This is a genomic window from Desulfosarcina sp. (genome assembly GCF_046496365.1).
GTDB lineage: Bacteria > Desulfobacterota > Desulfobacteria > Desulfobacterales > Desulfosarcinaceae > Desulfosarcina.
The window spans coordinates 1-24,543 of sequence record NZ_JAWOHB010000144.1; the positions used below are offsets into that span (position 1 = coordinate 1).

A 24,543-nucleotide genomic window follows, 5' to 3' on the forward strand; every position below is an offset into this window, starting at 1 on the left:
GTTTTTTACAACCGGCTGGTTCGTCTGCGCAACATGGTCCGGGAGGGCTGGAGCGGCATTGAGGTGCAGCTCAAACGCCGCACCAACCTGATTCCCAACCTGGTTGAAACCGTCAGGGGGTATATGCGACACGAGGGGGACCTGTTGGAAAAAGTGACCCAACTGCGCTCGCGGAGTCTCAAAACCGGGGATATTTCACAAAAACAGCAGGTGGAAAGTGCCCTGACCGGCGGACTGGCTCGTCTGTTTGCCGTGGCTGAAGGCTACCCCGAACTCAAGGCCAACCAGAATTTTCAGGATCTTCAAGGGCAGCTGGCGGATATTGAAGACCAGATTCAATTGGCCCGGCGCTACTACAACGGCACCGTGCGCAACCTCAATACCGCCATCGAGTCCTTTCCCGGAAACCTGGTGGCCGGATGGTTTGCCTTCCAGCCGGCCGACTTTTTCGAAATTGAGGAGCCGGCGGACCGGGCAGTGCCGACGGTATCGTTTTAATATCAGATTGATCTGAATAGGGTTGCGTGTCAGGACCGGAAGATTAGGACCGTTATGTCCGGCTGCTTACATTCTAGGGAATTGTTGTGAACCCGATCAAAACCCTTCTCCTGATTGCCTGCGTGGGCATTTTTCTCATGCCTGCCGGTATCCGGGCGCAACAGGAAAAAATTCTTTCTTTCGACAGCCATATCGATGTCTTCGCCGAAGGCGACGTCGTGGTTACCGAAACCATTCGCGTCGTCGCTGCCGGCCAGAAGATCCGTCGAGGAATTTTCAGAGACTTTCCCAGCCGTTATGGCAACAGGCGCGGCACTCAGGTCAACGTTCGCTTCGAGATCTTGGAAGTGCTGCGCGACAACCGGCCCGAGGCCTATCACACTGAACAGCAGCCCAATGGCATCCGGGTTTACATGGGCAAGAAAGAGATGTTTTTACAGCCAGGCGAATACACCTACACGCTGGTCTACCGGACCGACCGGCAGATCGGGTTTTTCGATGATTTCGACGAACTGTACTGGAACGTCACTGGTAACGGGTGGGACTTTGTCATCGAAACCGTCCGGGTGGTGGTTCAACTTCCGCCGGGGGCCGAGGTGATCCAGTATGCAGCCTATACCGGCCCTTCTGGTGCAGACGGTCAGGACTTTACCGTCGACCCGGTCGACGGCGGTTTCGGGTTTTCCACCTCACGCCGCCTCAATCCTCGTGAGGGACTCACCATCGCCGTGGCCTGGCCCAAAGGACATGTGACCGCGCCGGATACGGCAGAAAAAATCGGTCATCTGCTGGGTGACCACCGGGGGCTGACAGCGGCCTTGTGTGGACTGGTCATTCTGCTCGCCTACTATGCCGCAGCCTGGTGGAAAGTGGGGCGCGACCCGCGCGCAGGCGCTGTCATTCCCCGCTACACACCGCCCAAAGGCATCTCGCCGGCGGGCATGCGATTTGTGCTCAAGATGGGATTTGACAAGAAGGCGCTGGCCCTGGCCGTGGTGAGCATGGCGGTGAAGGGGTTTTTAACCATTTCCGAAAGCAGCGACAAGACCTATTCACTAAAAATATCCACGAGGGATGACAGTCGGTTGTCGTCTGGAGAAGCAAAGGCGGCCAGGCACCTTTTTCCGCCGGGGCGCCCCTCCATCCTGTTGAAAAACACGTCCCACCAGCGCATACGTGCGGCCTTGAAAGCCCTGCGCACCAGCCTTAGCGGCGAATACGAAAAGTTTTTTTTCCTGCGCAACACGCGATTTTTCATTCCCGGCCTGGTCATCTCTCTGCTGGCCCTGGCAGGGGTCATCCTGACAGCTTCCCAGGTGCCCGTTGCGCTGTTCATGGTGGTCTGGCTCTCCGGTTGGAGCGCCGGGGTCTATTTTCTCGGTGTGACGGTAATCGCCGCCTGGCGCAGCCGGAAAGTGGCCGGAGCCATGGGCATCACCCTCTTTGCGCTGCCTTTCCTCGGCGGCGAACTCTTGGGCCTCAGCGTGCTCGCCACGGCCATCTCTCCGTCCGGCTCGATCCTGTTTCTGGGTATTGTGGTCACCGATATCATTTTCTACCACCTGCTCAAGGCGCCGACCCTGGCCGGCAGACGGCTGCTGGACGAAATCGAGGGGTTGAAGCTTTACATGCTTGTGGCTGAAAAGGACCGCTTGAATCTGCTCAACCCCCCGGAGCGGACGCCGGAACACTTTGAAGCCTTGCTGCCCTATGCCATGGCCCTGGATGTGGAAAACGACTGGAATGAGCAGTTTGCTGATGTTCTGGCCAAGGCATCCGTCGATCCAGCATCCGGAAACCGGCCCACCCTGTCCTGGTACAGCGGCAGCACCCCTTTTAACGGCCTGGCTGCCAGTCTGGGCGGATCCTTCGCCGGTGCGGTCTCCGCGTCGTCCAGTGCACCGGGATCGTCGTCGGGAAGCGGCGGAGGCGGATCGTCGGGTGGTGGCGGCGGCGGCGGAGGGGGAGGGGGGTGGTAGGATTCCTGCGGCCGTGATCGGCTGCAGATTCAACACAATCCGGTCATTTTTCCCGCACCTTCGGGTCCGCCTGGTTCGTGTCCCCGGGTGCTTTTTGAATGGTCTGACCGAGTTCGTCAATCCAGGTTTTATGGAACAATTGAATGCCCTGGCGGTAAGCGGCACGGCCGATCAGATGCGCGGCCACCGGTGCGGTCAGCAATAAAAAGACGATGACGGCAACCGCCTTTAGGGTCGTACCCAGTTCGCCGGCGGCCATGGCTTCGGCGGCCAGGATGAACCCCGCACCCAGGGTTCCGGCCTTGGTGGCGGCGTGCATGCGGATGAGGGTGTCCGGCAGCCGAAGCATGCCTAGAGCTGCCACCAGGCAAAAGATGCTGCCGATAATCAATAGGAAGGATGCGATGATTGCGCTCATGACGCTTTTCTTTTCGTCCGTTTCTCCCCGGAACGCCTGTGGGAACGAATTAAAAACCGCGCCAAGGCCACGGTTCCTAAAAATGCGATCAGGGCGTAAGCAATGGCTAAGTCGAGAAAAGTCGTATCCCCGGCATAGACGGCGTACGCCCCCAAAAAAGCCACGATCAGCACTGAAATGAGATCCAGCGACACAATTCGGTCGGCTGCCTGGGGTCCACGGACCAATCGTATGAAAGCCAGTGCGATGCTGACGATCAACATGGTCAGGGTCAGGCGACTGGTCAACTGAAGGATTGTGTGGCCGTCGAAGATCATCGCGTTATCTCTAGTACCCGTTTTTCCAATCCGTCTTGGATGCTTTTTCGAAACTGTTCCGGATCGTCCAGAAACATGACGTGCACGAAAAGCGTACGGCGATCCTCGGACAGATCGACGCTGAGTGTACCGGGTGTCAGTGAAATCATATTGGCTACCAGGAGGATCTCCATGTCGCTTTCAGCGCGCAAGGGAACGCCGACGATGCCGGGGCGGCTGATATGCCCGGGCGTAACGACATCCCAGAACACCCGCAGGTTGGAAATCAGCAGCTCTACGAAAAAATAGCCCAGCAGCCATGCGGTCCCGGGTACGCGGAGAAAATATCGAGACCTGCCGTACAACGGCTGGGTGAGCCACAGGGCCATGTATCCGAGGGCAAAGCCGATGACCAAGCCCGACAGGGTAACCCGGCCCTGTATCCCGGCATACCCCAGCATGATAAACACGTTGATGAAGAACAGATTCACCGGATACTCCCTATCACCGCGTAAACGTAGCCCCCCGGGTCCAGCAGTTCTTCGGCGGCCTGCCGGGCAACCTGGTATAACGGCTCAGGCGACAATCCGATGAAGACGGTCAGGGCGGCCATGGCCACGACGGGCGCCAGCATCCAGGTGGAAATGGATGTCTCCGCAGCGCTCTCCGCGAGCCTGTTTTCGGGTCTCGGTTTCCAGAAGCCTTCGCTCCAGATTTTGGTCATGGAGTAAACCGTCAGCAGGCCGACGATCGCAGCGACGCAGGCCAGAACGAACTGGCCCGCTTCAAGGCTGGCCCGAATCAAGATCATTTTGGCCCAGAATCCGGACAGCGGTGGAAACCCGGCCAATGAAAAAGCCGGAATAAAAAACAGCACGGCAACGAGACCGTGGGAGCGGTACAGACCACCCGTCTGCGACAGATCGAAGGAGCCGCCCCCCTGCCGAATCAGCCCGCTGATTAAAAACAGGTTGGCCTTTACGATGATGTGGTGCAGCATGTAAAATATTGCTCCGGCCACGGCCAGTGGCGTGAACAACCCCAGGCCGAGGACCATGTATCCCACCTGGCTGACAATATGAAAAGAGAGGATGCGGCGCACATTGTCATGTGCGGCGGCGCCGAGTACGCCGACAATCATCGTGGCCGCCGCCACCAACAGCACCAGTTCCCGGAAGCCGTTGTCCCCCAACGGAAAAAGCAGGCTGAAGGTCCGAATCAGCGCGTAAACGCCCACCTTGGTCAATAGACCGGAAAAGATGGCCGAAATGGCCACCGGTGGGGTGTGGTATGACGCCGGCAGCCAGAAAAACAGTGGAAAGAGTCCGGACTTGATGCCGAAGGCGGTCAGGAACAGCACCGCCACGACCGCCGCCAGACCCGGATCGGAAACCATGCGGAGTTTGACATGCAGGTGAGCCATGTTGAGTGTTCCGGTCATGGCGTAGACCAATCCCAGGCCGGTCAGAAACAGCAGGGTTGAAATGAGGTTAATGACGACGTACTTGACGCCACCGTCCAGTTGCGCCCGGTGCCTTCCGAGTACCAGCAGGGCAAACGATGCCATCAGCATGACTTCGAACCAGACGTATAGATTGAACAGGTCGCCGGTCAGGAATGCGCCGCTGATCCCGCCAACCAGAATGTTCAGCAGCGGATAGTACCCCCGCTCAATGCAGTCGGCATCTATATCCGCCCGGGAATACACCGCCACGGCTCCGTAAATCACTCCGGTAATCAGAATCATCAGCACGCTGAGATGGTCCGCAACCAGGGCGATGCCGAAGGGTGCCGGCCAGCTTCCCACGCACAACACCCCAATGCCGTTAAGATGAACGCCGTAGAGCAGCCATCCGCCCATTGCCAGATGCAGGGCCGCAGCCAGCATCGTCGAGACGCACTGGAACAGGGGTTGGCCGCGTCCCAGCAGCGATAGGGCGGCGGCAGCAAATGGAATGATAATGGGCGCAGCCAGCCACCCGCTCATGGTTGCTGCCTTTCTTCGGACGGATCCTTATAGGTGATCGATTCGGCAACGGTCATTGCCTCGGTGTCCACGGTCCCCAACTGCTGGTAGGCTTTGAGGAAAAGTATGAAAATGAAAACCAGCAGTGCGAAACCGATCACAATTGCAGTTAGAATCAAGGCCTGGGGCAGGCTATTGGCAACTGCGGCCGTTGGATGCAGTGAACCATCGGGAATCAGTGGTGGCCGTGAGGTGTCCAGGCGGCCGGCGGTAAAAATCAACAGGTTGACAGCGTTGCTGGCCAGCACGAGGCCGAAAATGAAACGGATCAGATTTCTGCCGAGCATCAGAAATATGCTCCCGGCCAGCATCAGACCGGTCAACAGGGCCAAGACGGTCTCCATGTCAATCTTCCTCCAGGTGGAGAACCAGTGTCAAAATAGTGCCCAGCACCACCAAAAAGACGCCCGCATCGAAGACCAGGGGTGAGCCCACCGCCGGTGTGCCGTTGATGGAATCCGCGGGCCACCACAAGCCGGTCAGGTACGGCTGGCCGGCGACGACGGCCAAAAGGCCTGAACCGACGGCCAGCAGCAATCCCCAGGCAATCAAGACGAGGGGGTCGATACGCAGGGCCTGACGCACCGGTCGCGGTCCTTCGGCAATGGCAAACAGCGAGAAAGCCGTTGCGGCGACCAGCGCCGCGGAAAACCCACCGCCCGGCGCGTTGTGACCGCGCAGGAGCAGATGGATCGAATAAACCAGAATCAATCCGACCAGAATGCGATTGGCAGCGCGGAGTATGAACGATGGCATGTTTTCGGTTACTCCCTTCGCCGGGCAAGCAGGGACAGTCCGGCCAGACCAGCCGTGGCGACCACGACAATTTCACCCAAGGTGTCCAGGCTGCGGAAATCGACCAGGATCACGTTGACGATGTTGCGTCCATGGGCGGCGATATAGCTGTTCTGCTCAAAAAAGGCTGTCAGCTGCCGATCTATCGGTCCACTGGTGACCGCCAGCGTCAACGCGGCCACCAGCGTACCGGTCCCCACGGCCACCAGGGCGTCTATCCACCGGGCGGGACCGGAAGGGTGCGGTCTTTGATCCAGCGGCGGCAAACGCAGAAGGACGATGGAAACGATGATCAGGGTCAACGTTTCAACCAGAAGCTGCGTCAGGGCCAGGTCCGGCGCACCGTAGACCAGAAAAACCAGTGCGACGCCACCACCGACCATACCCAGTGCGCACACAGCCAGTATTCTCGATCGGGCCCTGACCACCACGACGACGGCCGCGGCCATCACAACGACCAGCAGCCACTGGGATATCGGCAGGTCGGGTATTCGCAGCGGCCCAAAAAGACCATTGCGGTTCAAGGTCCAAAAACCGGCCGCGGTCAGGGTGAACACGGCGATGGTGGTCAACAGATAGAAATGCAACGAACCGTTTTGCAGCCGGTTGGCGACGAGATGGGCCGTTTTCAGAAACAGGTTCAAACTGCCTTGATAGATGCGTTGGGTGGTCACAGGCAGCCGATTCAGAGAGGCGGCCAGAACATTTCCCAATGCCCTGCGGAAAAGATAGATCAGCGCCCCCAGGGTAAGGGTGATAATGCTGAGCAGCAGGGGCGTATTGAACCCGTGGAAAATGGCCAGGTGGATCTCCTCCCCGGTTGCGTTGAATGTGTGCACCGCGGGTTCGATCAGATAGGCGGAAACCCACCAGGGAATAATGCCGAACAGCAGGCACAGGCCCCCCATGATGCCGGGTCCGAACACCATGGGCCACGGGGCTTCGGCAACCGTTGTGAGGGTGTCGGGGCGTTTGCCGGTGAAGGGGCCCAGCAGGATGACGCCGGCAACGGCGGTCATCAGCGAATTGGAAACCAGGGCGATGGTTGTGGCAAAAAAAGGAAACATCTCTTCGGTGATAGCGCCCTGATACATGATCTCCTTGCCGATAAAACCAAAAAAAAGGGGAAAACCGGCCATGGACATGGTTGCGGTGGCTACAGCCAGTGTGGTCAGCGGCATGGCGCGCCAGAGTCCGCCCAACTGATCAAGCCTGCGTGTTCCGGTTTGGTGGTCAATACTGCCTACCGCCAGAAACAGGGCCGCCTTGTACAGGGCGTGAACCAGCAAAAACGTTGTCGCGGCGGTCAGGGATGCGGCGTTGTTGCCGGCCAGGAACATGGTCAATATACCCAGGGCCATGATGGTGGTATAGGCCAGCATGCGTTTCAGATCGCAGTGACCCAGGCTCTGAATGGCGCCCCATATGGCCGTGACGCCGCCGATGACCACCAGGCTGCCCATCCATTCAGGGGTTCCGCCCAACAATGGATGCGCGCGCATCAACAGATAGATGCCGGCTTTCACCATGGTTGCGGCGTGCAGAAACGCACTGATGGGGGTGGGCGCACGCATGGCATTGGGCAGCCAGAAATGAAAAGGGACCTGGGCGGATTTGGTCATGGCACCCAGCATGAAAGCGATCAAAATGAACGGATAAAGCGCATGCTCCCGGATATGGTGGTCTGACGCAGCCCACTGGCTGAGGGTGAATGCACCCCCGGCTGTTTTTAACAGGAGGATACCGATCAGCAGGGCCAAACCGCCGGCTCCCGTGACCAGAATGGCTTGTTTGGCATTGTCGCGGGTGGTTGCGGATTCGTGTTCGAAACCGATCAGCAGATAGGAAAGGATCGTGGTGGCCTCCCAGAAGACGAACAACAAGAGCAGGTTGTCAGTCAGGACGATACCCAGCATGGCCAGCATGAAGGCATGCAGAAAAACGAAGAAGCGGCCGGTATGCGGGTGACTGGCCATGTAACTGGATGCGTAGAGCGTCACCAAAAAACCAGCACCGGTGACGATCAGACCGAACAGGAGGCTCAGCCCGTCAAGGCGAAACCGCAGGTAAAGATCAAAGCTGGGTGCCCAGGGCCAGTGCGTGTAAAAAACCGCTCCCTGAACAACCTGGGGCCATACGGTGCACAGTCCGGCAAACAGGAGCAGGGGAAAAGCGCTGGAAATAAGCCCCGCCCGGCATATTCCAGAGACCTGCAATGATCTGTCCGGTTTCGGCATGGTCATGGTTATTGGGACAGGAAAAGCGGCAGGTCAGCCGATTTGATGGTTTCCAGAACCGTGTCGCCAAGCAGTTGCTTGATCAATGTCTTGTGGACGCTGTTGCCCATCACAATCAGATCGGCGTCAATATCGTGGGCGAAGGGCAGCAGATCCGATCGCGCCTGGCCGTCCAGCAGATCGGTTTGCACTTCAAACCCATGCGCCTGACAAAATTCGGCAGCGTCCCTGAGCAGGAACGGTTCGCTGTCGGCCCTTTCCTTGAAATGCACGATGTGAAGCTTGACATCGGGCCAGAGTTTCAAATGCAGGAAATGGCGGATGGCCTTGGCCGATTCCATGGAACCACTGTAGGCGATTAACGCTTTCCTGACGGGTCGGTCGGTTTCGGCTACCGCCAGGATCGGCCTGACCCCCTGGGTGACCAGTTTGATAATGGCCTTGTCCGGATCGGAGACAAACCCGTAGTCGAAGATGCTGCGCAAACCGAAGATGGTCAGATCATTGTAGCGGGCTTCGGCGATCATGGCCGTGAAGGGATCCTTCTGTTCATATTCGATGCGTCGGCACACCACGCTTTGGGCGCTGCAGCTGGCTTTGAACGCATCGATCGCCTGTTCAATTCCTTCCCGGGACACCTGCGCTTTTCTATCCCGCATGCGCTGGGCATAAAAATCGGCCCCGGCGGGCACGGGGCCCACTTTGGCCAGCTTGCCGATGTCCACCACGGTTACCCCGGTGGTCTGGGCCTGGTGCAGGCTTGCCAGTTTGGTAGCACACTGGGTGCTTACCGTTGTAAAGGGTGTTCCGCCCAATCCGACCAGAATTCTCTTAATCATGGCTCGCACCTCCTCGGGACAACCTGGTTGAATATGTATGTGGCCTTTTTCGATCAATGTCAAGAATTTAAGGACATTGCGAGATGTCCGCCAAGGGCCAGGGGCTGTTCTCTGAGAAAAAAGCCGGAAGCTGGGTCGGCACTTACAAAGACGAAGCGCCGGTTGCGTCCGGATCACTCCGGGCCGGTTCACCCGTTCCACGATTTTCCGTCGGCTTCTGAGGCTGCGTGGATGATTTTTCCGAGCCGGCCTTGGCGGGCGGCAGTGGTGTCGTATCGTCCACCGGTTTTTTCCCGGATGCATCGGACGGCAGCGCTTCCGGGAACATCCGATTGCTGCGGACCGATTTCCGAGCCAACTCCGCTTCCAGCTGGACCGCTGCTTCTTCCAGGCTCGGCGCCATGACCACCGCATCGCCCAGGGCCATGATCAGGCGCTTCAACTGCGGAATCTTCAACTCGCCCTCCTCCTGCAGGTAAACCGGTTGGATGTAAAGCAGCGATCCGTCTGAGGGCTCGATGACCATCTTGCCCAGAATCACCTCGGAGCCCTCCTGGTCCCACAAGGTGAACTGCTCGGAAATGACGACATCCTGGTTGACGAGGGAGTGGATCTGCGCCGGACCATAGACCTGCTGATCCCGGGAAAATCGGTAGGCAAAGATTTTACCATAGTTGTTTCCATCGCTGCCGGCGATCATCAGCGCCCGCAGGTTGTCGCGGCCGAAGGGGGAAAACGGCATGAATAAAAGAAAGTCTTCCTGACCTGACTCGAGGAGATCCAGGGTCAGGTAATAAGGGTTGGCTGGAACCAGGTCCCGTCCCTGAGAAATTTTGGAAAATTCCCAGATGTCTTCCTGGCGATAGAACCGCTCCGGATCCGTCTGATGATATTTGGCATAGATGGAAGCCTGAGCTTGAAACATGTCCTGGGGGTAACGGATGTGTCGGCGCAGGTTTTCCGGCATCGTTTCCAGCGGACGGAAAACCCCCGGATACATTCGGCGATAGGCGTTGATGATCGGATCGTCGGTGTCGGCAATGTAATAGGAAACCTTGCCGTGGTAGGCGTCGACGACAATTTTCACCGCGTTGCGGATGTAGTTGAAGCCCGCTTCCACCGGAGGGCTCATCGGATAGTTGTCGGCAGTGGTGTAACCGTCTTGAATCCAGAATAATCCGTCGGCTGTCATGACGATGTACGGATCCTGATCGAGTTTCAGGTACGGGGTGATGTGGACGATCCGATCGATGATGTTGCGGCGAAACAGGATCCGGCTGTGCGCGTTGGTTTTGGAGGTGAAAAAGATGTTGCGGTCCTTGAAATGAATGCCGAAAAGTAATTTCCGCCACAGAGAATCGATCCGCACCCCGCCGCTACCGTCGTAATTATTGATGGCGTCTTGCCCCTCGACAGGAGAGCCGATCTCACCGGCATCATTGGGGACGATCACGTAGGGTTTGTTCTCCAGTCCGTAATAAATGGAGGTCTGGTTGCTGGACAGACCGAATTCGGACCGGGGCGGGATATCCTTGATAAACCAGGTCATGAATGCGTCTCCGGCCTGGGCTGCCGGAATCATCACCACCCCCTGACCGTGGGTGTATTGCAAGTGAAGGTTGATCCAGTTTTGAGCGGATTCCGGCAACTTGGAAGACTGGATTTCCCTGGCCCCCAGATATACCTGGCGGGAATTGCCTTCGACGGTATAGCGGTCCACATCGATGGTCGGAAACGAGTAATAGGTTCGAATGCCCTGCAGCTCCTCGAAGACGCTGCCCAGCATCTCGCGGTCCCAGACGGGAATGTTCTGCAGGCGGCGCACCAGCGCCGGTTCGGTGGCGTCGAAATCAGGTTCTGATTGGGTCTTGAAGTCCTGGTTCTCTACGGCGTCGAGCCCATAGGCGCTAAGGGTCGATCGGATGTTGGCATCGATGAAAGGCCGTTCACGGGCGATCTGATTGGGCGCGACGATATATTTGCGTATGACATCCGTCAAATAATCAGATTGTTTTCCTGCGAAAGCCAGCGCGAACAGCAGGCCGAAAGCCATCGGCAGCTTCCATCCCGCCCTGCGGTTGACACTGATGACCAGTGCTATGCCGGTGGCCGCCAGGAAAACCGCAGCCAACCAGATGGATGGCAGAACGATGCGCATTTCGACGTAGCCCGGGCCGAAAAAGACCGGCAGATTGGCCGTTTCGTATACCAAGCCGTATCGTTCGAGCAGAAACCCCCAGCAGATGATGGCCACGGTGATCAGGGCCAGCAGGCTGACGTGCAGGCGCGCCCGCTGCGGCAGTTCCTGATCCTGGGTGGCCAGCAGGCGGCCTTCGTACCAGTAGAGAAACATCACACCCACCAGCAAAATGATGAAGGCCACAAGCACTTCTTTCTGGATCAGGGTGTAGACGGGCAGGGAAAACAGATAGAAACTGATGTCCTTTCCCAGCAGCGGGTCGGCCGCCCCGCTGTCGCCGCCGAAGAGAAACAAAAGGGCCTGGTCCCAATGGGTATACATGGGCAGGGCGATCGGCAGGGCCATTAGAAAAGAAAGGGGCAGATAAAGGCGCCGCAACCCGTTGTGCAAGGTTTTGACCAGGTTTTTTTTATGCGTGTCTGCAGTGTTTTCGGCGACACCGACAACCCGCGATGCAATCCAGAAATTGACGTAAAAAATCAAGAAAAAACCTGCTGCAAAAAAGCCGAATACCAGGTAGCGGTAGACCAATCGCAGCAGGAAATATACACTCATTTCCTGGGATTGAAACCACCAGAAATCGACGAAAAAATCGACAAAAAACAGTTTCAGCAGGGCTACCGCCGCCAGCAGCACAATCAGAGCGGCCGCCAGAACCAGTACTCTTTTTTTCAAGGGTTTCATTACAGCCAAGGCCTTTCCCGAAGACATCCGAATTGTTTGCCAAAATCGCAGTTGAATTGCTTCACGGCTTCCCCGCATGGTTACTGCACCGACCGACGCGAAGCTATTGCCGGATGACCGCATGCGCGAAGGCGCGGAGCCACTTCGCGCATCATTTTTTCATTTGACACAGCGCCCTGATGTTTCGCCCGCAGTTATCAGCACGAGGTCCGAAACTATCATACCATTAATGTCGGGGGAAGCGCATGGTTTTATCTCTTAAAAAATTAGAAACGTCAGCCACAAAATGGCAGTTGGCAATGCAGCGGCGAGGAAGATGCCTCCCGGAGACACTTCTTCGTCGAAAAAAGATTTTAGAATGCTCAACCCGGCGGGGTTGGGTGCATTGGCGATGATGGTCAGCCCGCCACCGGCCACGGCGCCGGACACGACTGCGTATTTCATACCTGGTGATAAATCGGGTACCAGGGTGCTGAGAAACGTTATCGCCGCATTGTCGTTGAAGGCCGTGAGAAGGGTGGCCCCCAGCATCAGAGGAATTTCGGTCAGATTGCCCAGCACCGGCGCGATCCACCAGCCCTGGAGGCCCCCGTGGATCACCAGGCCGCCCAGGAAAAAGCCCACCAGCAACGCCGGTTTCAGGTTGAGCCGGTTCTGGTAGGGTGCGGTCACCTGGGCAAACCCCAGGAAAAAAAGCAGCCCGGGGATGAAAAAGGGGGGATAGTGGGCATTGACAATGGTCCAGCCCATGAAGGCGAGATGCACCAGCGTCACCCAAATCGGCACCGGGTCGTCCCGGTGATCCCAGTCCGGATCCACAAATTGGGGGCGCTCCTCCGGTGGGAGGAGGCCGGGCAGGGCCCGGCGCATGCGGCGAAGCTGGATCTCCTGGTTGCGCTCCTCGAATGCCCGTCGGGCCATGTCCGGATCAACGCCTTTGCCTTTCAGGTCCGCCAGGGCCCGGGCCTCTAAGTTCCGGGTGAGTTCCCGGCCGACGTTCTTCAGTTGATCGGAAAAGGTGTCCACAAAATGGAAACGATCCTCAAGTTTTTCGATGCACTGGTCCATCATCGCTTCCACGTTGACCCGCTTGAGGTAGCGCTGCTGGATTTCATCTTTCAGGGTTTGAATGGCAAACTGCTTCTGCAGCGCTTTCAACTCACTGCGAAACATGAGAAAATAGCTCAGATTGGCCGTCAGGATGCCCAATACCGCTTTCCAGCCGAAATGGGTCAGCATGAAGGCGGTGTCCCACTGCCAGGGCGCCGCTACCATCAGCACAGGAGGCGCCGCATAGCTGGTCAGTGTGCCGCCCACGGAGATATTGACGAAGAGCAGACCAAGGGTGGCATACTTGAATTTTCTCGAAGGGGCGAGCACGAAGAATTTTTCGGCCAGCAGCATGGCGCTAATGGTCATGGCCGCCGGTTCGGTGATCAAGGAGCCCAGAATGGGGCCCACGGTCAAAATGGTCCACCACCAGGCGTTGAGTGTGCCACCCAGCAGGCCGGCGATCTTCCACATGAAACCTTCCGAGACTTTCAGAATCGGGCGCGAGGCGGCCAGGACCATGATGACCGCTACAAACATCGGTTCGGTGAAATTCACCTTGGTCAAGATGTAGCTCTTGGCCGTTGGCCAGTCGAAAAACAGTACAATGGCGCCTACCAGGATGGTGGCCCAGATGCCGAAAACCGCCTCGACCTCACCGAGGAAATGAAACAGTTCGGCGCCGTGGTGTACCGAATCCCGTGGCGCCAATCCCTTTTTTATCTTTTCGTCATGGTCATGGGCCCAGCGGTGGGCAATGACCATGAATCGGCCGGTCAGAAAGGTGTGGATGATTGCGCACAGGAAAATGAGCGACGCCACCACGTTAAACGGTTCCTGTCGGATACGGCTGCTCAGGATGGCGACGATGCCGCCCGCATCCGAATCATCGTAGCTTGACAGGCTGGGCGGGAAAACCGGTGCAGTGGCCGGCGGATTCCCGGCGGCTATGGCCATTGTGCAAACGGTGAGCGCCACTAACAAAAAGAAAACGGTTCGGGTGTGCATTTTTCGGTTTACATTAAAGACTGAATATTTTTCAAACGGTTGGCCATGTCCTGCAACCGGCCGGACATCACCCGCATGAAGCTTTTTGCATCCGGCGTGTGCTGGCCGTCGAAGGTAATGGCAATTCCCGCAAATTTGAAATCGATGGGAACCCCTTTCACGTCGATGGGTGCTTCCTGAAGAACTTTCATCACCCGGTTCAGCGCTTTTTTTGAATCGTCGCGGTTGATCATCGGCAGGACCGCCACGATGGTGTTCTTGCCCAGTTGGCCGACGATATCCACTTCGCGAAATGTTTCGGAAAGCTTGGCCAGAACGGTTTCCATGAGGATTTCATTGTTGATGACGCCGGCCGGTACCTTTGCGCGGGGTTTGATGCGCACCATGGAAAAGGCCAGGGCGGAAAAGTCGTAGGTATAGCGATTGGCCCGGGCAATCTCCTTTTCCAGGATGAATGCCATTGAACCGGCCTTGATCACGCCGGTGGGCATGATCCGGTTGGCTTCTTTGTCCTTGATCAGCTGCTTTTGCAGCGAAATCTCATCCTGGATTTTCTTGTAGTTGTTCTCATCAAACTCGCCGGCTTCCACCTTTTTTCGGACGATCTTGAGAATTTCTCCCAGTTCGTCCTGCTCACTGACGCTCTGTTCCAGCGTCTGCAGCACGCTGAGAACCTTCTGGCGGCCTGTGGTCCCGCCGTCGCCCGTCTGCCCCCTGGCCCTGATCCATTCGGCGCGCATTTGTTCCAGAACCGTTTCCATTCGGGCGTTGAGGCGGTCCTCAAGTTTGGTGATGACATCCCCGCCCACATCCATTTTCCCCAACTGACGGACGATCTTGGACTCGATGCTGCTCACCACTTTTTTCAGATGTTCCGCGTCATCCTTCTCCTGGGTCTGATCCATGGCCATCTGGCTGCCCATCTGCTCCACGTAGCCGGCCAGAATGTCCGCCAGCACATCCTCATCTCCGGTGCCCTTGCGGATTTCGGAGGCCAGGTAGATCAGCTGGGCGGCCTGCTCGGGATTCTGCTTGAATTCAGCGATCAGCTGATCGCCGTCCACACCGATCTCTTCACCGCTCTCCTGAAGGATATTGGCCAGACCTTCGCTCTGCAGCTCCTTGCTGAGCTCCTGCACCAGCTCCAGGTACTGGGTGTGGGACATGCCTTCATCCAGCAGGGCCGATTTAATTTTCGGCAGCAGCCGTTTGAGTTCGGCAGCTTCGGGCACGAGCCGCCGGAGAAGCTGGGCCATTCGTGCAGGTGTGATCTTGCCTTGCTGGTATTCGTCTCGTACCAACTGGATCAATACGCGGTCGGTAAGTTCGTTGGCATTTTCCAGAATGGCTGCTTCGTTTTCATAGGCGACGCCCAACGCTTTCTGGGCCTCGATGCCCTCGAGCAGTTGCTTCTTCATATCGAAGACGGCACCGGCCAGATCGGCAATGGCCACATCGTCTTTGCCGGCGAGGTGCTTTTCCACCTCGATGCGCATTACCTCCAGTTGTTGAAAAAGCAGGTTGCCGTGGCTCCCTGTTCCCGATCCGCCGGCGCCACCTTCACCGGCCCCTGAACCGTCAAGGGGGTCCGTCCTGCCGCCCGCTCCTGCGCCACCCGGTCCCGGGCCGGGGCCACCGCCGCCGCCCGGTCCAGATCCGCCGCCTTCTCCGTCTCCAGAGATGGCTCCGCCGGCGCCGCCCCCGTCCGGACCGATTCCACCCATTCCGCCCGGGCCTGTTCCCAAGCCATCACCAGGTCCTGGTCCACCGCCACCAGTGATGGCGCCAGTTCCGATCCCGGAACCTGACCCGCCAGTGCCGGAACCGCCGCCGCCCGAACCCTTGCCCCCGCCCGGGACAACCGCCAGATCGGCCTGGATCATGTTTCTGGAGACGGCACCAGGATTGGCCATGAGGGATTCGATGTTCAGGGTTTTGGCAAACTCTTCGGTGAGCACGCTTTCCAGCAGGGTGTCCATGAACATCTTGCGCGTCTTGGCCTCATCTTCGGCAGCCATCATCTGGGGGGTCAGATCTTTGAGTGCATCCTTGGAGATCACCTCATCATCGTCGGTCACTTTTTTATACCGCACGTGGTTGACCCTGATGCTGGTCACCCCACGGGCGAATATGGCTTTTTTAAAGCCTTCGGCGCCATCGTATTTGTTGATGTTGCCGAACACCTCCAGAAAGACCTTGATCTCCCGCCGTTCTAGACCAGGCTCCATGGAAATGGATTGAATGCCGTTGTTTTTGAACAGCATCACCAGGCGCCCCACGTTGAGACGGGGATCCAAAGGCTCCTCATCCACGAAAAACTCCTCGCGGTTGAGAATAAAGACCAGCGGAGAGATGATGTTGAGCAGCTTGACGGCGCCATCGTAAAACATGTCGATGGACTGTTCCACAAACGGGTGGTCGGGTTGGTACATCATGGAGCGATTGAACAGCAGGGCTACGGTTCGCCCGAATTGGGAGAGTTGATTCTTCGTGGCGGCGTCTAAGGGCATGGTGTCCTCATCTGGCTGAAGGTAGTGTCATCGCTGGGTTGGTTTCTTCAAAAAGTGTTCCAGCTCCGATGCAAACTCCCGGCAGGAAGGGTAGCGCTGATCCCGGTCAAAAGCCAGGGCCTTGAACAGGATCGCATCCAATGTCCGGTTGGCCACGGGATGGACCTGGGATGGCCGCTGCAGAAAGATCCGATCCTTCAAGGCAAGCTTCATCTTGAGTAGGTCCATGGCCGTCCGGTAAGGCGGATAGGGCAGTGTGGACATGAGCATCTCCAGCATCATCACTCCGGCACTGTAAATGTCCGCACGGCCGTCGACGGTTCCCGACAGGATCTGTTCCGGCGCAATATAGATGGGGGTGCCCAGGAGCAGCCGGTCACTCTTGCTCGTGGTTCGGGAAACACGGGCCACGCCGAAATCGGTGATCAACGGCCGTTTGGAGTTGTCCTCAATCATGATGTTGTCCGGTTTGATGTCGCGGTGCACGATGTCGTTGTCGTGGGCATAGGCCAGCGCATCGAGGATCTTCAGCATCAGGGAAATGACCGTCTGCAGTGGCATAAACCGTTTGGAAGGGACGATATTCTTCTGGGTTCGCCGGATGAAATAGGACAATTCGTGGCCTTTGACCAGCTGCATGGTGAAAAAGAGAAACTCCGTGGTTTCGCCCACCTCATACACGGGTATGATGTGGGGATGCGCCAGGATGGCCGCCGATTCGGCCTCTTGCTGGAAAAACGCGGCTGTTTTTTCGGTCAACAGGGATTTGGGAAGGACCTTGACGGCAATCTGTCGCTTGAGGGTTTTCTGGAAGGCCACGAACACGGCGGACATGGCACCGTGCCCCAGTTTTCTCAACAGCACGGAGGTGCCCACCTGCTGACCGACCAAGTGATCCAGATTGAGCGTCCCGATGGTTGACATGGTTGGCGTATTATCTCCGATAGCCTTTACGCAAAATTAACCCCGCCCCATTCAAACACGTCCATCTGAGGCCTTGCTATTTATTTAGGATCCAGAAGGTGGAACGAAAGATCAGATCGCTTTATGGACTGAATTCCGGCGCCTGGCTTCTTTTGGTTACATTCCGATGCCTTCGATGATCGTTTCGCAGCGGCTGCACCGGCCGTTGCGTACCCGGTTGTCGGTGATCTGAAACCCTCGGCGGGCAATTACGGTCTCCCCGCAACCGGGGCAAAAGGTGTCTTCACCACCCTGACCGGCAATATTACCTGTATAGACGTACTTAAGCCCGGCGGCAATGCCGATTTCCCTTGCCTTGAGGAGGGTACCCACCGGTGTCGAGCCACGGTCCGTCAGCCGGTAGGTTGGGTGAAACCGGCTCACATGCCAGGGGGTTTCGACGCCCAGCTCCTCGGCGATGAAGGCCGCCAGCCGGGAGAGTTCTCCGGGATCGTCGTTGAGACCGGGAATGATCAGGGTGGTTATCTCCACCCAGACGTTGAGGCGTTTCATGCGCCGCAGGGTCTCTTTCACCGGCTCCAGCCGGGCGCCGCACTGCTGTTTGTAAAAATCGTCATTATACGCTTTCAGGTCCACGTTGGCGGCATCCAGCCAGGGGCTGACCCGCTCCAGGGCCTCGGCGCTCATGAAACCATTGGTCACGAATATGTTCTTGATCCCATGGCGATTGGCCAGCTGCGCCGTTTCACAGGCAAACTCAAAAAAAACGGTCGGTTCGGTATAGGTGTAGGCGATGCTGGCGCAGCCCCGTTGCCGGGCGGCGGCTACCACCTGCTGCGGCGTGGTCGGGTCACCCGTCACCCTGCCGTTTGCATCCGCGGGCATTTGAGCGATGTCGGCATTCTGGCAGAACCGGCACTTGAAATTGCAACCGACCGTGGCGATGGAAAAAGAACGGCTGCCGGGCAACATGTGAAAAATCGGCTTTTTCTCAATGGGGTCGTCGCTGGCAGCGATCAGGCGTCCGTACACGCGTGTTTCCAGAACGCCGTCCCGGTTCTCCCTCACGCCGCAGATTCCGCGGCTGCCGCTGCCGATGATGCACATGTGACTGCACAATCGGCAGCGGACCCGCTGGCCTTGCATGGTTTCGTAGAGCCAGGCTTCCATCAGGGCGGGATCCTTTCCTGGAGTGCTGATTTTGCGGCCATCGGCACCCTTGACCCGAAAACATAAACTTTTTAATTTAAACAGTTATTTGACAGTTTTGTCAAATTGTTCTCACCTATTTCCGCCGACTGCCGCGAAAAATTGCCCCCACCGTTGGTTGGGGTCATGCTGGAGCAGCCGGCCGCACCGGCGGTGATGCCGCGGACAGTTTTGGGCTGGTATTGGATGGCCAAAGGACGTGTGCGGAATCTGGGCACCAGGGTGACGACCATGCCGGCAAAGGCACCGAAGGGGAACCGCTGGACCAGGCCAGAGCCTTCGATATGCTTCATCCAGGCCTCCCAAGGTACGGGAAGCTGGCAGACCGTGCGCCAGCACACCGGCACCGGCCCCATCAATTCCCGGACCATGCTTTTGATTTGCCAAACACTGAAGAAGGTGGCCCGGTTGAAAATGGTCGGGGTAAAAATTCCCTGGACGCGCCGGCCGATGCCGGCAAGGGCATAGCGGTTCAAAAAGCCGATGAACACCCGGTCCTTGGCCACCCGAAAGGCCTCTGAAAGCGCTTTTTTGGGGTCATCCACAAATTCGAGGCTGGTAAAGAGGCAGGCATGGTTGAAGGAGTTGTCATCAAAGGGCAGGTCTTCGGCGATTCCGCGGTACAGGGAGACCCGATTTCCAAAAGCTGCAGCCAGAATGTCCAGCATGTAAGGTGACGGGTCGATGCCTGTCGCGTCGAGCCCCTTTTCCAGCAGGGGTGCGATCGAAGCCCCGGTGCCGCAGCCAACGTCCAGCACCGTTTCCCCGGCAACCGGCTCCAGCATTCCCAGCATGAGACGGCTTTCCAGGTCAGCGGCAAAGCGGTTCCTGCGCTTACGCATCCACTGATCGTAGCGTTTGGCATCGTGAAAGTCAAAAATATAGCCCATGGCAGAAACATGTATGCAATCATGACCGGTTAATCAAGCATATCCATAATATATTTCTTGATCATCGGGTTGCAAGTTGATTGTATGCAAGCATACTTTTCCCATCTACAAGGAGGCTGCCATGGGCGAGATCTTCCAGGTGCAACCCACCGGCTGGATTCGCAAGCAGGGCAATGACGTCTGCATCGACATCGAATGCTTTACCCCCGATAGGCTCAGCCCGTCGGAGATCCGCTTGCCGGACCGGGTGTGATTGCCCATGGTGGTCTCCGATACCGACATTTTACCGGCACCTGAAGTCAATCCGGATCGAATCGCCGGTCAGATCGAACGGATCACCTACAGCGACGACCAGAGCGGTTTTACCATTGCCCAGGTGAGGGTGTCGGGTCGCCCGGGCCTGGTGACCGTGGTGGGCAGCCTGATGGCACCTGTTCCCGGGGAAGTGCTGCAGATGCAGGGGGAGTGGACTCAGCACCCCCGTTTCGGCGAACAGTTCAAGGTCGTACATTATCAGACCCAGGTACCGGCGACCGTCAGCGGAATCAAAAAATACCTGGGCTCGGGCATGGTCCGAGGACTGGGTCCCAAGATTGCCGAACGCATTGTCGATCTTTTCGGTAAGGCGACCCTGGATATTCTTGACAGCGATTCACAGCGTCTGACCGAAGTAGCGGGAATCGGAATAAAGCGCGCGGCCATGATCCAGACCGCCTGGGCTGAACAGAAGGAGATTCGCGGCGTGATGCTCTTTCTGCAGAGCCATGGGGTCAGTTGCGCCTATGCCATAAAAATCTTCAAGCAATATGGCGATCGCTGCCTTGCTGTGGTGCGGGAAAACCCCTTCCGACTGGCCACCGATATTTTCGGCATCGGCTTTGTAACCGCCGACCGGATCGCCGAGAAACTGGGCTTTGAGAAAGACGCTCCGGTGAGAATTGAGGCCGGCATCCTCTACGTGCTTCACCAGTTGGCAGACGACGGCCACGTCTACTACCCTGAAACCCAGTTGATGGCGAAGACCGCCGAAATCCTGCGGACCGAATTCGTTAGTTTGGTCGGCGCACTGGAGGTCCTCGGCAAAAGGGACCAGATTGTTGTGGAAACCCTGCCGGATGGCAGCCGGGCGGTTTACCTGGCCAAGTTTCACCTGTGTGAGACCCGCATTGCCCAACGCCTGCGGACGTTGATCGGGACGCCTCGCCAGGTTTCCCTGGTTGATGTGGCCGACGATTTGGCATGGGTGCAGGGGCACCTTTCCATCCGATTGGCGGATATGCAGGTGCAGGCGGTAAAAAGTGCCCTGGAAAGCAAGGTCATGGTGATTACCGGAGGGCCGGGCACCGGAAAAACAACCATCATCAACGCCATTTTGAAGATCGCTTCGCGAAGGAATGCATCCGTGCGTTTGGCCGCCCCCACCGGACGGGCGGCCAAACGCATGAGCGAGGCCACCGGGCACGAGGCCAAAACCATTCACCGGCTGCTGGCGTTTTCCATGGCCCGGGGCGGCTTTCAGAAAACTGAGAACAACCCGTTGTCCTGCGAACTTCTCATCATCGACGAAGCTTCCATGATCGACATCCTGCTCATGCATCACCTGTTGAAAGCGGTTCCGCCATCTGCCACCCTGATCCTGGTGGGTGATGTCAACCAACTGCCCTCGGTGGGTCCGGGCAGCGTGCTCAAGGACATCATCGACTCACAAGCCGTGGTAACCGTTCGACTCAACAAAATTTTCCGGCAGGCCGAACGGAGCCGGATCATCATCAACGCCCACCGGATCAACAGCGGCAAGATGCCAGTGACCGACAATGCAACTGACGGTGATTTCTTTTTCATTCAGCGCGAAACTCCGGAAGATGCCCTGTCGACGATTTGTACCATTGTCGGCGAACGGCTGCCCAGACTGGGGTTCGATCCGTTCAACGACATCCAGGTGCTCACCCCCATGCACCGGGGGCTTTTGGGGGCGGGAAATCTGAACCGGCAGCTTCAGGAGGTACTGAATTCCGGTGAAGACCACGTGGTACGGGGCGACCGACGATTCCGGCTGCATGACAAGGTGATGCAGATCCGCAACAATTATGACAAGGATGTGTTCAACGGCGATATCGGCCGGATTACGGCCATCACCGCTGATCTGCAACAGTTGATCGTTGATTTCGACGACCGGGCGGTGGTCTACGAATTTTCCGACCTGGACGAAATCGTTCTGGCCTATGCCGTCTCGGTGCACAAGGCTCAGGGCTCGGAGTACCCGGCCGTGGTCATGCCCGTGATGACCCAGCACTACGTGCTGCTTCAGCGCAACCTCATATATACCGCCGTCACCCGGGGGCGGCGCATGGTGGTGCTGGTGGGCACCCGGCGGGCACTGGCCATCGGTGTGAACACCCTTAAAACCCAAAAACGATTTACCCGGCTGGATGAACGCCTGAGGCCATGTGATCGCTGAACGATCCTTCCATTTGCGGAGATTTGACATTGGCGGCCCATTTTTTTATAAGCGGCCTGAACAAAATCAAGTCCGACCATACCTATCAACGAGGAGATCCCATGCCACTGACCACCCTGACCGCCGTCTCCCCGGTGGACGGCCGATACCGGCAGGCCACCGCCCCCCTGTCCGACTATTTCAGCGAAGGCGCCCTGATCCGCTATCGGGTCCGGGTGGAGATCGAATACTTCATCGCCCTGTGCCGACTGCCCCTGCCTCAACTGGCGGATGTCGATCCGGCGGTATTCAAGCGGCTGCGGGATGTCTGCAGCCGCTTCACCATGGAGGATGCGGCCACAGTCAAAAAGATCGAAAAGACCACCAATCACGATGTCAAGGCCGTCGAGTATTTCGTCAAGGACACCTTCGACCGGCTGGGCCTTTCGCCTCACAAGGAGTTCATCCACTTCGGTCTTACGTCTCAGGACATCAACAACACGGCCGTACCGCTCTCACTGAAGGAGGCCTGGCAAGCCGTGATGCTGCCGGCGCTGGAAACCGTTCTGGCCGACCTTACGGCCAGGGCCCGGGAATGGAAACTGGTGCCCATGCTGGCCCGGACCCACGGTCAGCCTGCATCCCCTACCCGGCTGGGCAAGGAGATGTATGTGTTCGTGGAACGGTTGACCCAGCAGATTGCGATGCTCGAAAGCGTGCCCTTCGCCGCCAAGTTCGGCGGCGCCACGGGCAATTTCAACGCCCACCACGTGGCCTATCCGGAGGTCGACTGGGTCGCCTTCGGCAACCACCTGGTGAACGAGGAGCTGGGGCTGCACCGCTCCCGTACGACCACCCAGATCGAGCACTACGACCACCTGGCTGCTTTTTTCGACGGCGTCAAACGCATCAACACGATTTTGCTGGACCTGTGCAAAGACCTGTGGACCTATATCTCCATGGACTATTTCAAGCAGAAAATCACAACGGGCGAGATCGGTTCGTCGGCCATGCCCCATAAGGTCAATCCCATCGATTTCGAAAACGCCGAAGGCAATCTGGGGATCGCCAACGCCGTGCTGACCCATCTGGCGGCCAAACTGCCCATCTCACGCCTTCAGCGGGACCTGACCGATTCCACGGTGATCCGCAACATCGGGGTTCCGCTGGGTCATACCCTCATTGCCCTCAAATCGATCCGGCGCGGGCTGGACAAGCTGATTCTCAACGCGGACGCATTGAAAAAAGACCTGAACGCCAACTGGGCCGTGGTGGCCGAAGGCATTCAGACCATCCTGCGGCGGGAAGGCTATCCCAGACCTTACGAAACCCTGCTGGCCCTCACCCGCACCCATGCGGCCATCGACAGGGCCGCCATTGTCACCTTCATTGACGCTCTGGATGTGGCCCCGGCCGTGAAAAAGGAATTGTTGAGGATTACCCCAGAAACGTATACGGGCATTCAAGACTTCTGATTCATCAACAATTACAGTGATCGGTTGTTGCACCCATGCCCAAACTTTACCTGAAGGAATACGCGCGCGCCCTTGCCGGCAGGGAGGTTTTCATTGCCTGCAGGGAAGGTGTTCTGCGCGGCCACTTTCAGGATATCATCGCCGACATCAAGTTTCTGGTTCGCCACGGCGCCCTGACCACACTGATCCACAACATGCCCAACCGCTTCGCCAATCAGAAGCTGATCAAACAGCTGGAAAACCGGCTGCCGGCAACCGGCATTATCCGCATTTCCCCGGAGATCGATTTTTACGACGCGGTGCTCAATCACAGGCAAACCATGTTCAAGGTTCTTTTTCTGGAGCGCCGCTATCTCATTGACCACCAAGGTAACAAAATCAACGCGATTACCACCGGTCGGGTCCGTGAATCGATGGAGGACTTCGGCGATCTGATCGCCAACGTCAACTTTAAGGGTGCCATGGCGTGCATCTGTCAGAAGATCGAGGCTGGCCAGTGTGACCGCGTACACATCCTGCCTGCGGGCAAAAACACCATCAAACACGAACTTTTCACTGTGGAAGGGGCGGGCACCCTCATTGCCAACAACTTCCAGGAAGAATTCCGCCAGGTGCAGACCGACGAAGAGGTGGCCATCGTTCACCGGATTCTTGAAATGTACAAGCGCTCGGGGTTCCTGAAACCGCGCACCAAGGCTTACCTGGACCATAACCGGCACCGGTTTTTCATTACAGCCATCGACGGTATTGTGGTGGGCTGCGTGGAGCAGAAGCTGATCGACCCGCAGACCGTGGAACTAGCCGCCCTGGCCATCTCCACCCGCTTCCGCAACCAGCGGGTGGGCGTGCACATGGTGAAATCCTTTATGGCGTTGATGCATGCGCACGGATACACGCGTTTCATCTCCCTGACCAACAATCCCCGCCTGGAAGCCCTTTACACGCAACTGGGGTTTGTCCGGGAGAGCCGTCCTGAATACCGGGAGCGGCAGGCCCAGAGCCCAGATGTGAGCATGTTCTGTAAAATCGATGCACCGTTGGTTTGAGTGCGGCGGTCGGTCCCCAATT

The 24,543-nt window shown here is 57.6% G+C and carries 20 protein-coding genes; 6 read left to right on the plus strand and 14 right to left on the minus strand.

Annotation, left to right across the window (positions count from 1 at the left end; genetic code table 11):
• Both R6V78_RS13795 and R6V78_RS13800 read left to right on the plus strand, forming a co-directional pair.
• Nucleotides 1–498: LemA family protein (locus R6V78_RS13795; RefSeq protein ID WP_410289949.1), on the plus strand; the 498-nt coding region annotated here is incomplete at its 5' end.
• A gap of 86 nt (nt 499–584) precedes the next feature.
• Nucleotides 585–2,477, plus strand: a complete 1,893-nt coding sequence (locus tag R6V78_RS13800) for a DUF2207 domain-containing protein (protein WP_410289950.1) — start codon at nt 585–587, stop codon at nt 2,475–2,477.
• Nucleotides 2,478–2,520: 43 nt separating this feature from the next.
• On the opposite strand, the gene mnhG is transcribed toward R6V78_RS13800, so the two are convergent.
• The 14 genes from mnhG to R6V78_RS13870 form a co-directional block, all read right to left on the minus strand.
• Nucleotides 2,521–2,895 carry a monovalent cation/H(+) antiporter subunit G gene (gene mnhG, locus R6V78_RS13805; protein ID WP_410289951.1) on the minus strand — a complete coding sequence of 125 codons (375 nt, stop codon included), beginning with the start codon at nt 2,893–2,895 and terminating at the stop codon, nt 2,521–2,523.
• Nucleotides 2,892–3,212, minus strand: coding sequence for a monovalent cation/H+ antiporter complex subunit F (locus tag R6V78_RS13810; protein WP_410289952.1), 321 nt, complete (start codon nt 3,210–3,212; stop codon nt 2,892–2,894). The genes mnhG and R6V78_RS13810 overlap by 4 nt, the downstream gene beginning before the upstream one ends.
• The gene (locus R6V78_RS13815) at nt 3,209–3,682 is read right to left on the minus strand and encodes a Na+/H+ antiporter subunit E (protein ID WP_410289953.1); all 474 of its coding nucleotides are present in this window, start codon (nt 3,680–3,682) and stop codon (nt 3,209–3,211) included. Before R6V78_RS13815 ends, R6V78_RS13810 begins: the two co-directional genes overlap by 4 nt.
• On the minus strand, nt 3,679–5,178 hold the full coding sequence (locus R6V78_RS13820) for a Na+/H+ antiporter subunit D (protein WP_410289954.1): 1,500 nt from the start codon (nt 5,176–5,178) through the stop codon (nt 3,679–3,681). Before R6V78_RS13820 ends, R6V78_RS13815 begins: the two co-directional genes overlap by 4 nt.
• A complete protein-coding gene (locus tag R6V78_RS13825) occupies nt 5,175–5,561 on the minus strand; it encodes a Na+/H+ antiporter subunit C (protein WP_410289955.1) in 387 nt (128 codons plus the stop codon). Before R6V78_RS13825 ends, R6V78_RS13820 begins: the two co-directional genes overlap by 4 nt.
• A gap of 1 nt (nt 5,562) precedes the next feature.
• On the minus strand, nt 5,563–5,973 hold the full coding sequence (locus R6V78_RS13830) for a Na+/H+ antiporter subunit B (protein ID WP_410289956.1): 411 nt from the start codon (nt 5,971–5,973) through the stop codon (nt 5,563–5,565).
• An 8-nt stretch (nt 5,974–5,981) separates the two neighbouring features.
• Nucleotides 5,982–8,228 (minus strand): hydrogen gas-evolving membrane-bound hydrogenase subunit E, encoded by a 2,247-nt coding sequence (mbhE, locus tag R6V78_RS13835; protein WP_410289957.1) that lies wholly within the window; start codon nt 8,226–8,228, stop codon nt 5,982–5,984.
• Between the two features lie 29 nt (nt 8,229–8,257).
• Nucleotides 8,258–9,088: a universal stress protein gene (locus R6V78_RS13840; RefSeq protein ID WP_410289958.1), complete on the minus strand. Its 831-nt coding sequence runs from the start codon at nt 9,086–9,088 to the stop codon at nt 8,258–8,260.
• A gap of 142 nt (nt 9,089–9,230) precedes the next feature.
• Nucleotides 9,231–11,972, minus strand: a complete 2,742-nt coding sequence (locus R6V78_RS13845) for a UPF0182 family protein (protein ID WP_410290070.1) — start codon at nt 11,970–11,972, stop codon at nt 9,231–9,233.
• 258 nt (nt 11,973–12,230) lie between these two features.
• Complete coding sequence (locus tag R6V78_RS13850; protein WP_410289959.1) at nt 12,231–14,030, minus strand: putative Na+/H+ antiporter; 1,800 nt, start codon at nt 14,028–14,030, stop codon at nt 12,231–12,233.
• An 8-nt stretch (nt 14,031–14,038) separates the two neighbouring features.
• Nucleotides 14,039–16,540 carry a hypothetical protein gene (locus R6V78_RS13855; RefSeq protein WP_410289960.1) on the minus strand — a complete coding sequence of 834 codons (2,502 nt, stop codon included), beginning with the start codon at nt 16,538–16,540 and terminating at the stop codon, nt 14,039–14,041.
• A 27-nt stretch (nt 16,541–16,567) separates the two neighbouring features.
• The gene (locus R6V78_RS13860) at nt 16,568–17,464 is read right to left on the minus strand and encodes a serine/threonine-protein kinase (protein ID WP_410289961.1); all 897 of its coding nucleotides are present in this window, start codon (nt 17,462–17,464) and stop codon (nt 16,568–16,570) included.
• A gap of 156 nt (nt 17,465–17,620) precedes the next feature.
• Nucleotides 17,621–18,634 carry an AmmeMemoRadiSam system radical SAM enzyme gene (amrS, locus tag R6V78_RS13865; RefSeq protein ID WP_410289962.1) on the minus strand — a complete coding sequence of 338 codons (1,014 nt, stop codon included), beginning with the start codon at nt 18,632–18,634 and terminating at the stop codon, nt 17,621–17,623.
• 71 nt (nt 18,635–18,705) lie between these two features.
• Nucleotides 18,706–19,563: a class I SAM-dependent methyltransferase gene (locus R6V78_RS13870; RefSeq protein ID WP_410289963.1), complete on the minus strand. Its 858-nt coding sequence runs from the start codon at nt 19,561–19,563 to the stop codon at nt 18,706–18,708.
• A 121-nt stretch (nt 19,564–19,684) separates the two neighbouring features.
• On the opposite strand from R6V78_RS13870, the gene R6V78_RS13875 reads away from it, so the two are divergent.
• The 4 genes from R6V78_RS13875 (at nt 19,685) to R6V78_RS13890 (ending at nt 24,521) form a co-directional block, all read left to right on the plus strand.
• The gene (locus R6V78_RS13875; protein ID WP_410289964.1) at nt 19,685–19,816 is read left to right on the plus strand and encodes a hypothetical protein; all 132 of its coding nucleotides are present in this window, start codon (nt 19,685–19,687) and stop codon (nt 19,814–19,816) included.
• Between the two features lie 6 nt (nt 19,817–19,822).
• On the plus strand, nt 19,823–22,021 hold the full coding sequence (locus R6V78_RS13880; RefSeq protein WP_410289965.1) for an ATP-dependent RecD-like DNA helicase: 2,199 nt from the start codon (nt 19,823–19,825) through the stop codon (nt 22,019–22,021).
• 101 nt (nt 22,022–22,122) lie between these two features.
• Nucleotides 22,123–23,475: an adenylosuccinate lyase gene (purB, locus tag R6V78_RS13885; RefSeq protein WP_410289966.1), complete on the plus strand. Its 1,353-nt coding sequence runs from the start codon at nt 22,123–22,125 to the stop codon at nt 23,473–23,475.
• A gap of 35 nt (nt 23,476–23,510) precedes the next feature.
• A complete protein-coding gene (locus R6V78_RS13890) occupies nt 23,511–24,521 on the plus strand; it encodes a GNAT family N-acetyltransferase (RefSeq protein ID WP_410289967.1) in 1,011 nt (336 codons plus the stop codon).
• The last annotated feature ends 22 nt before the right edge of the window (nt 24,522–24,543 follow it).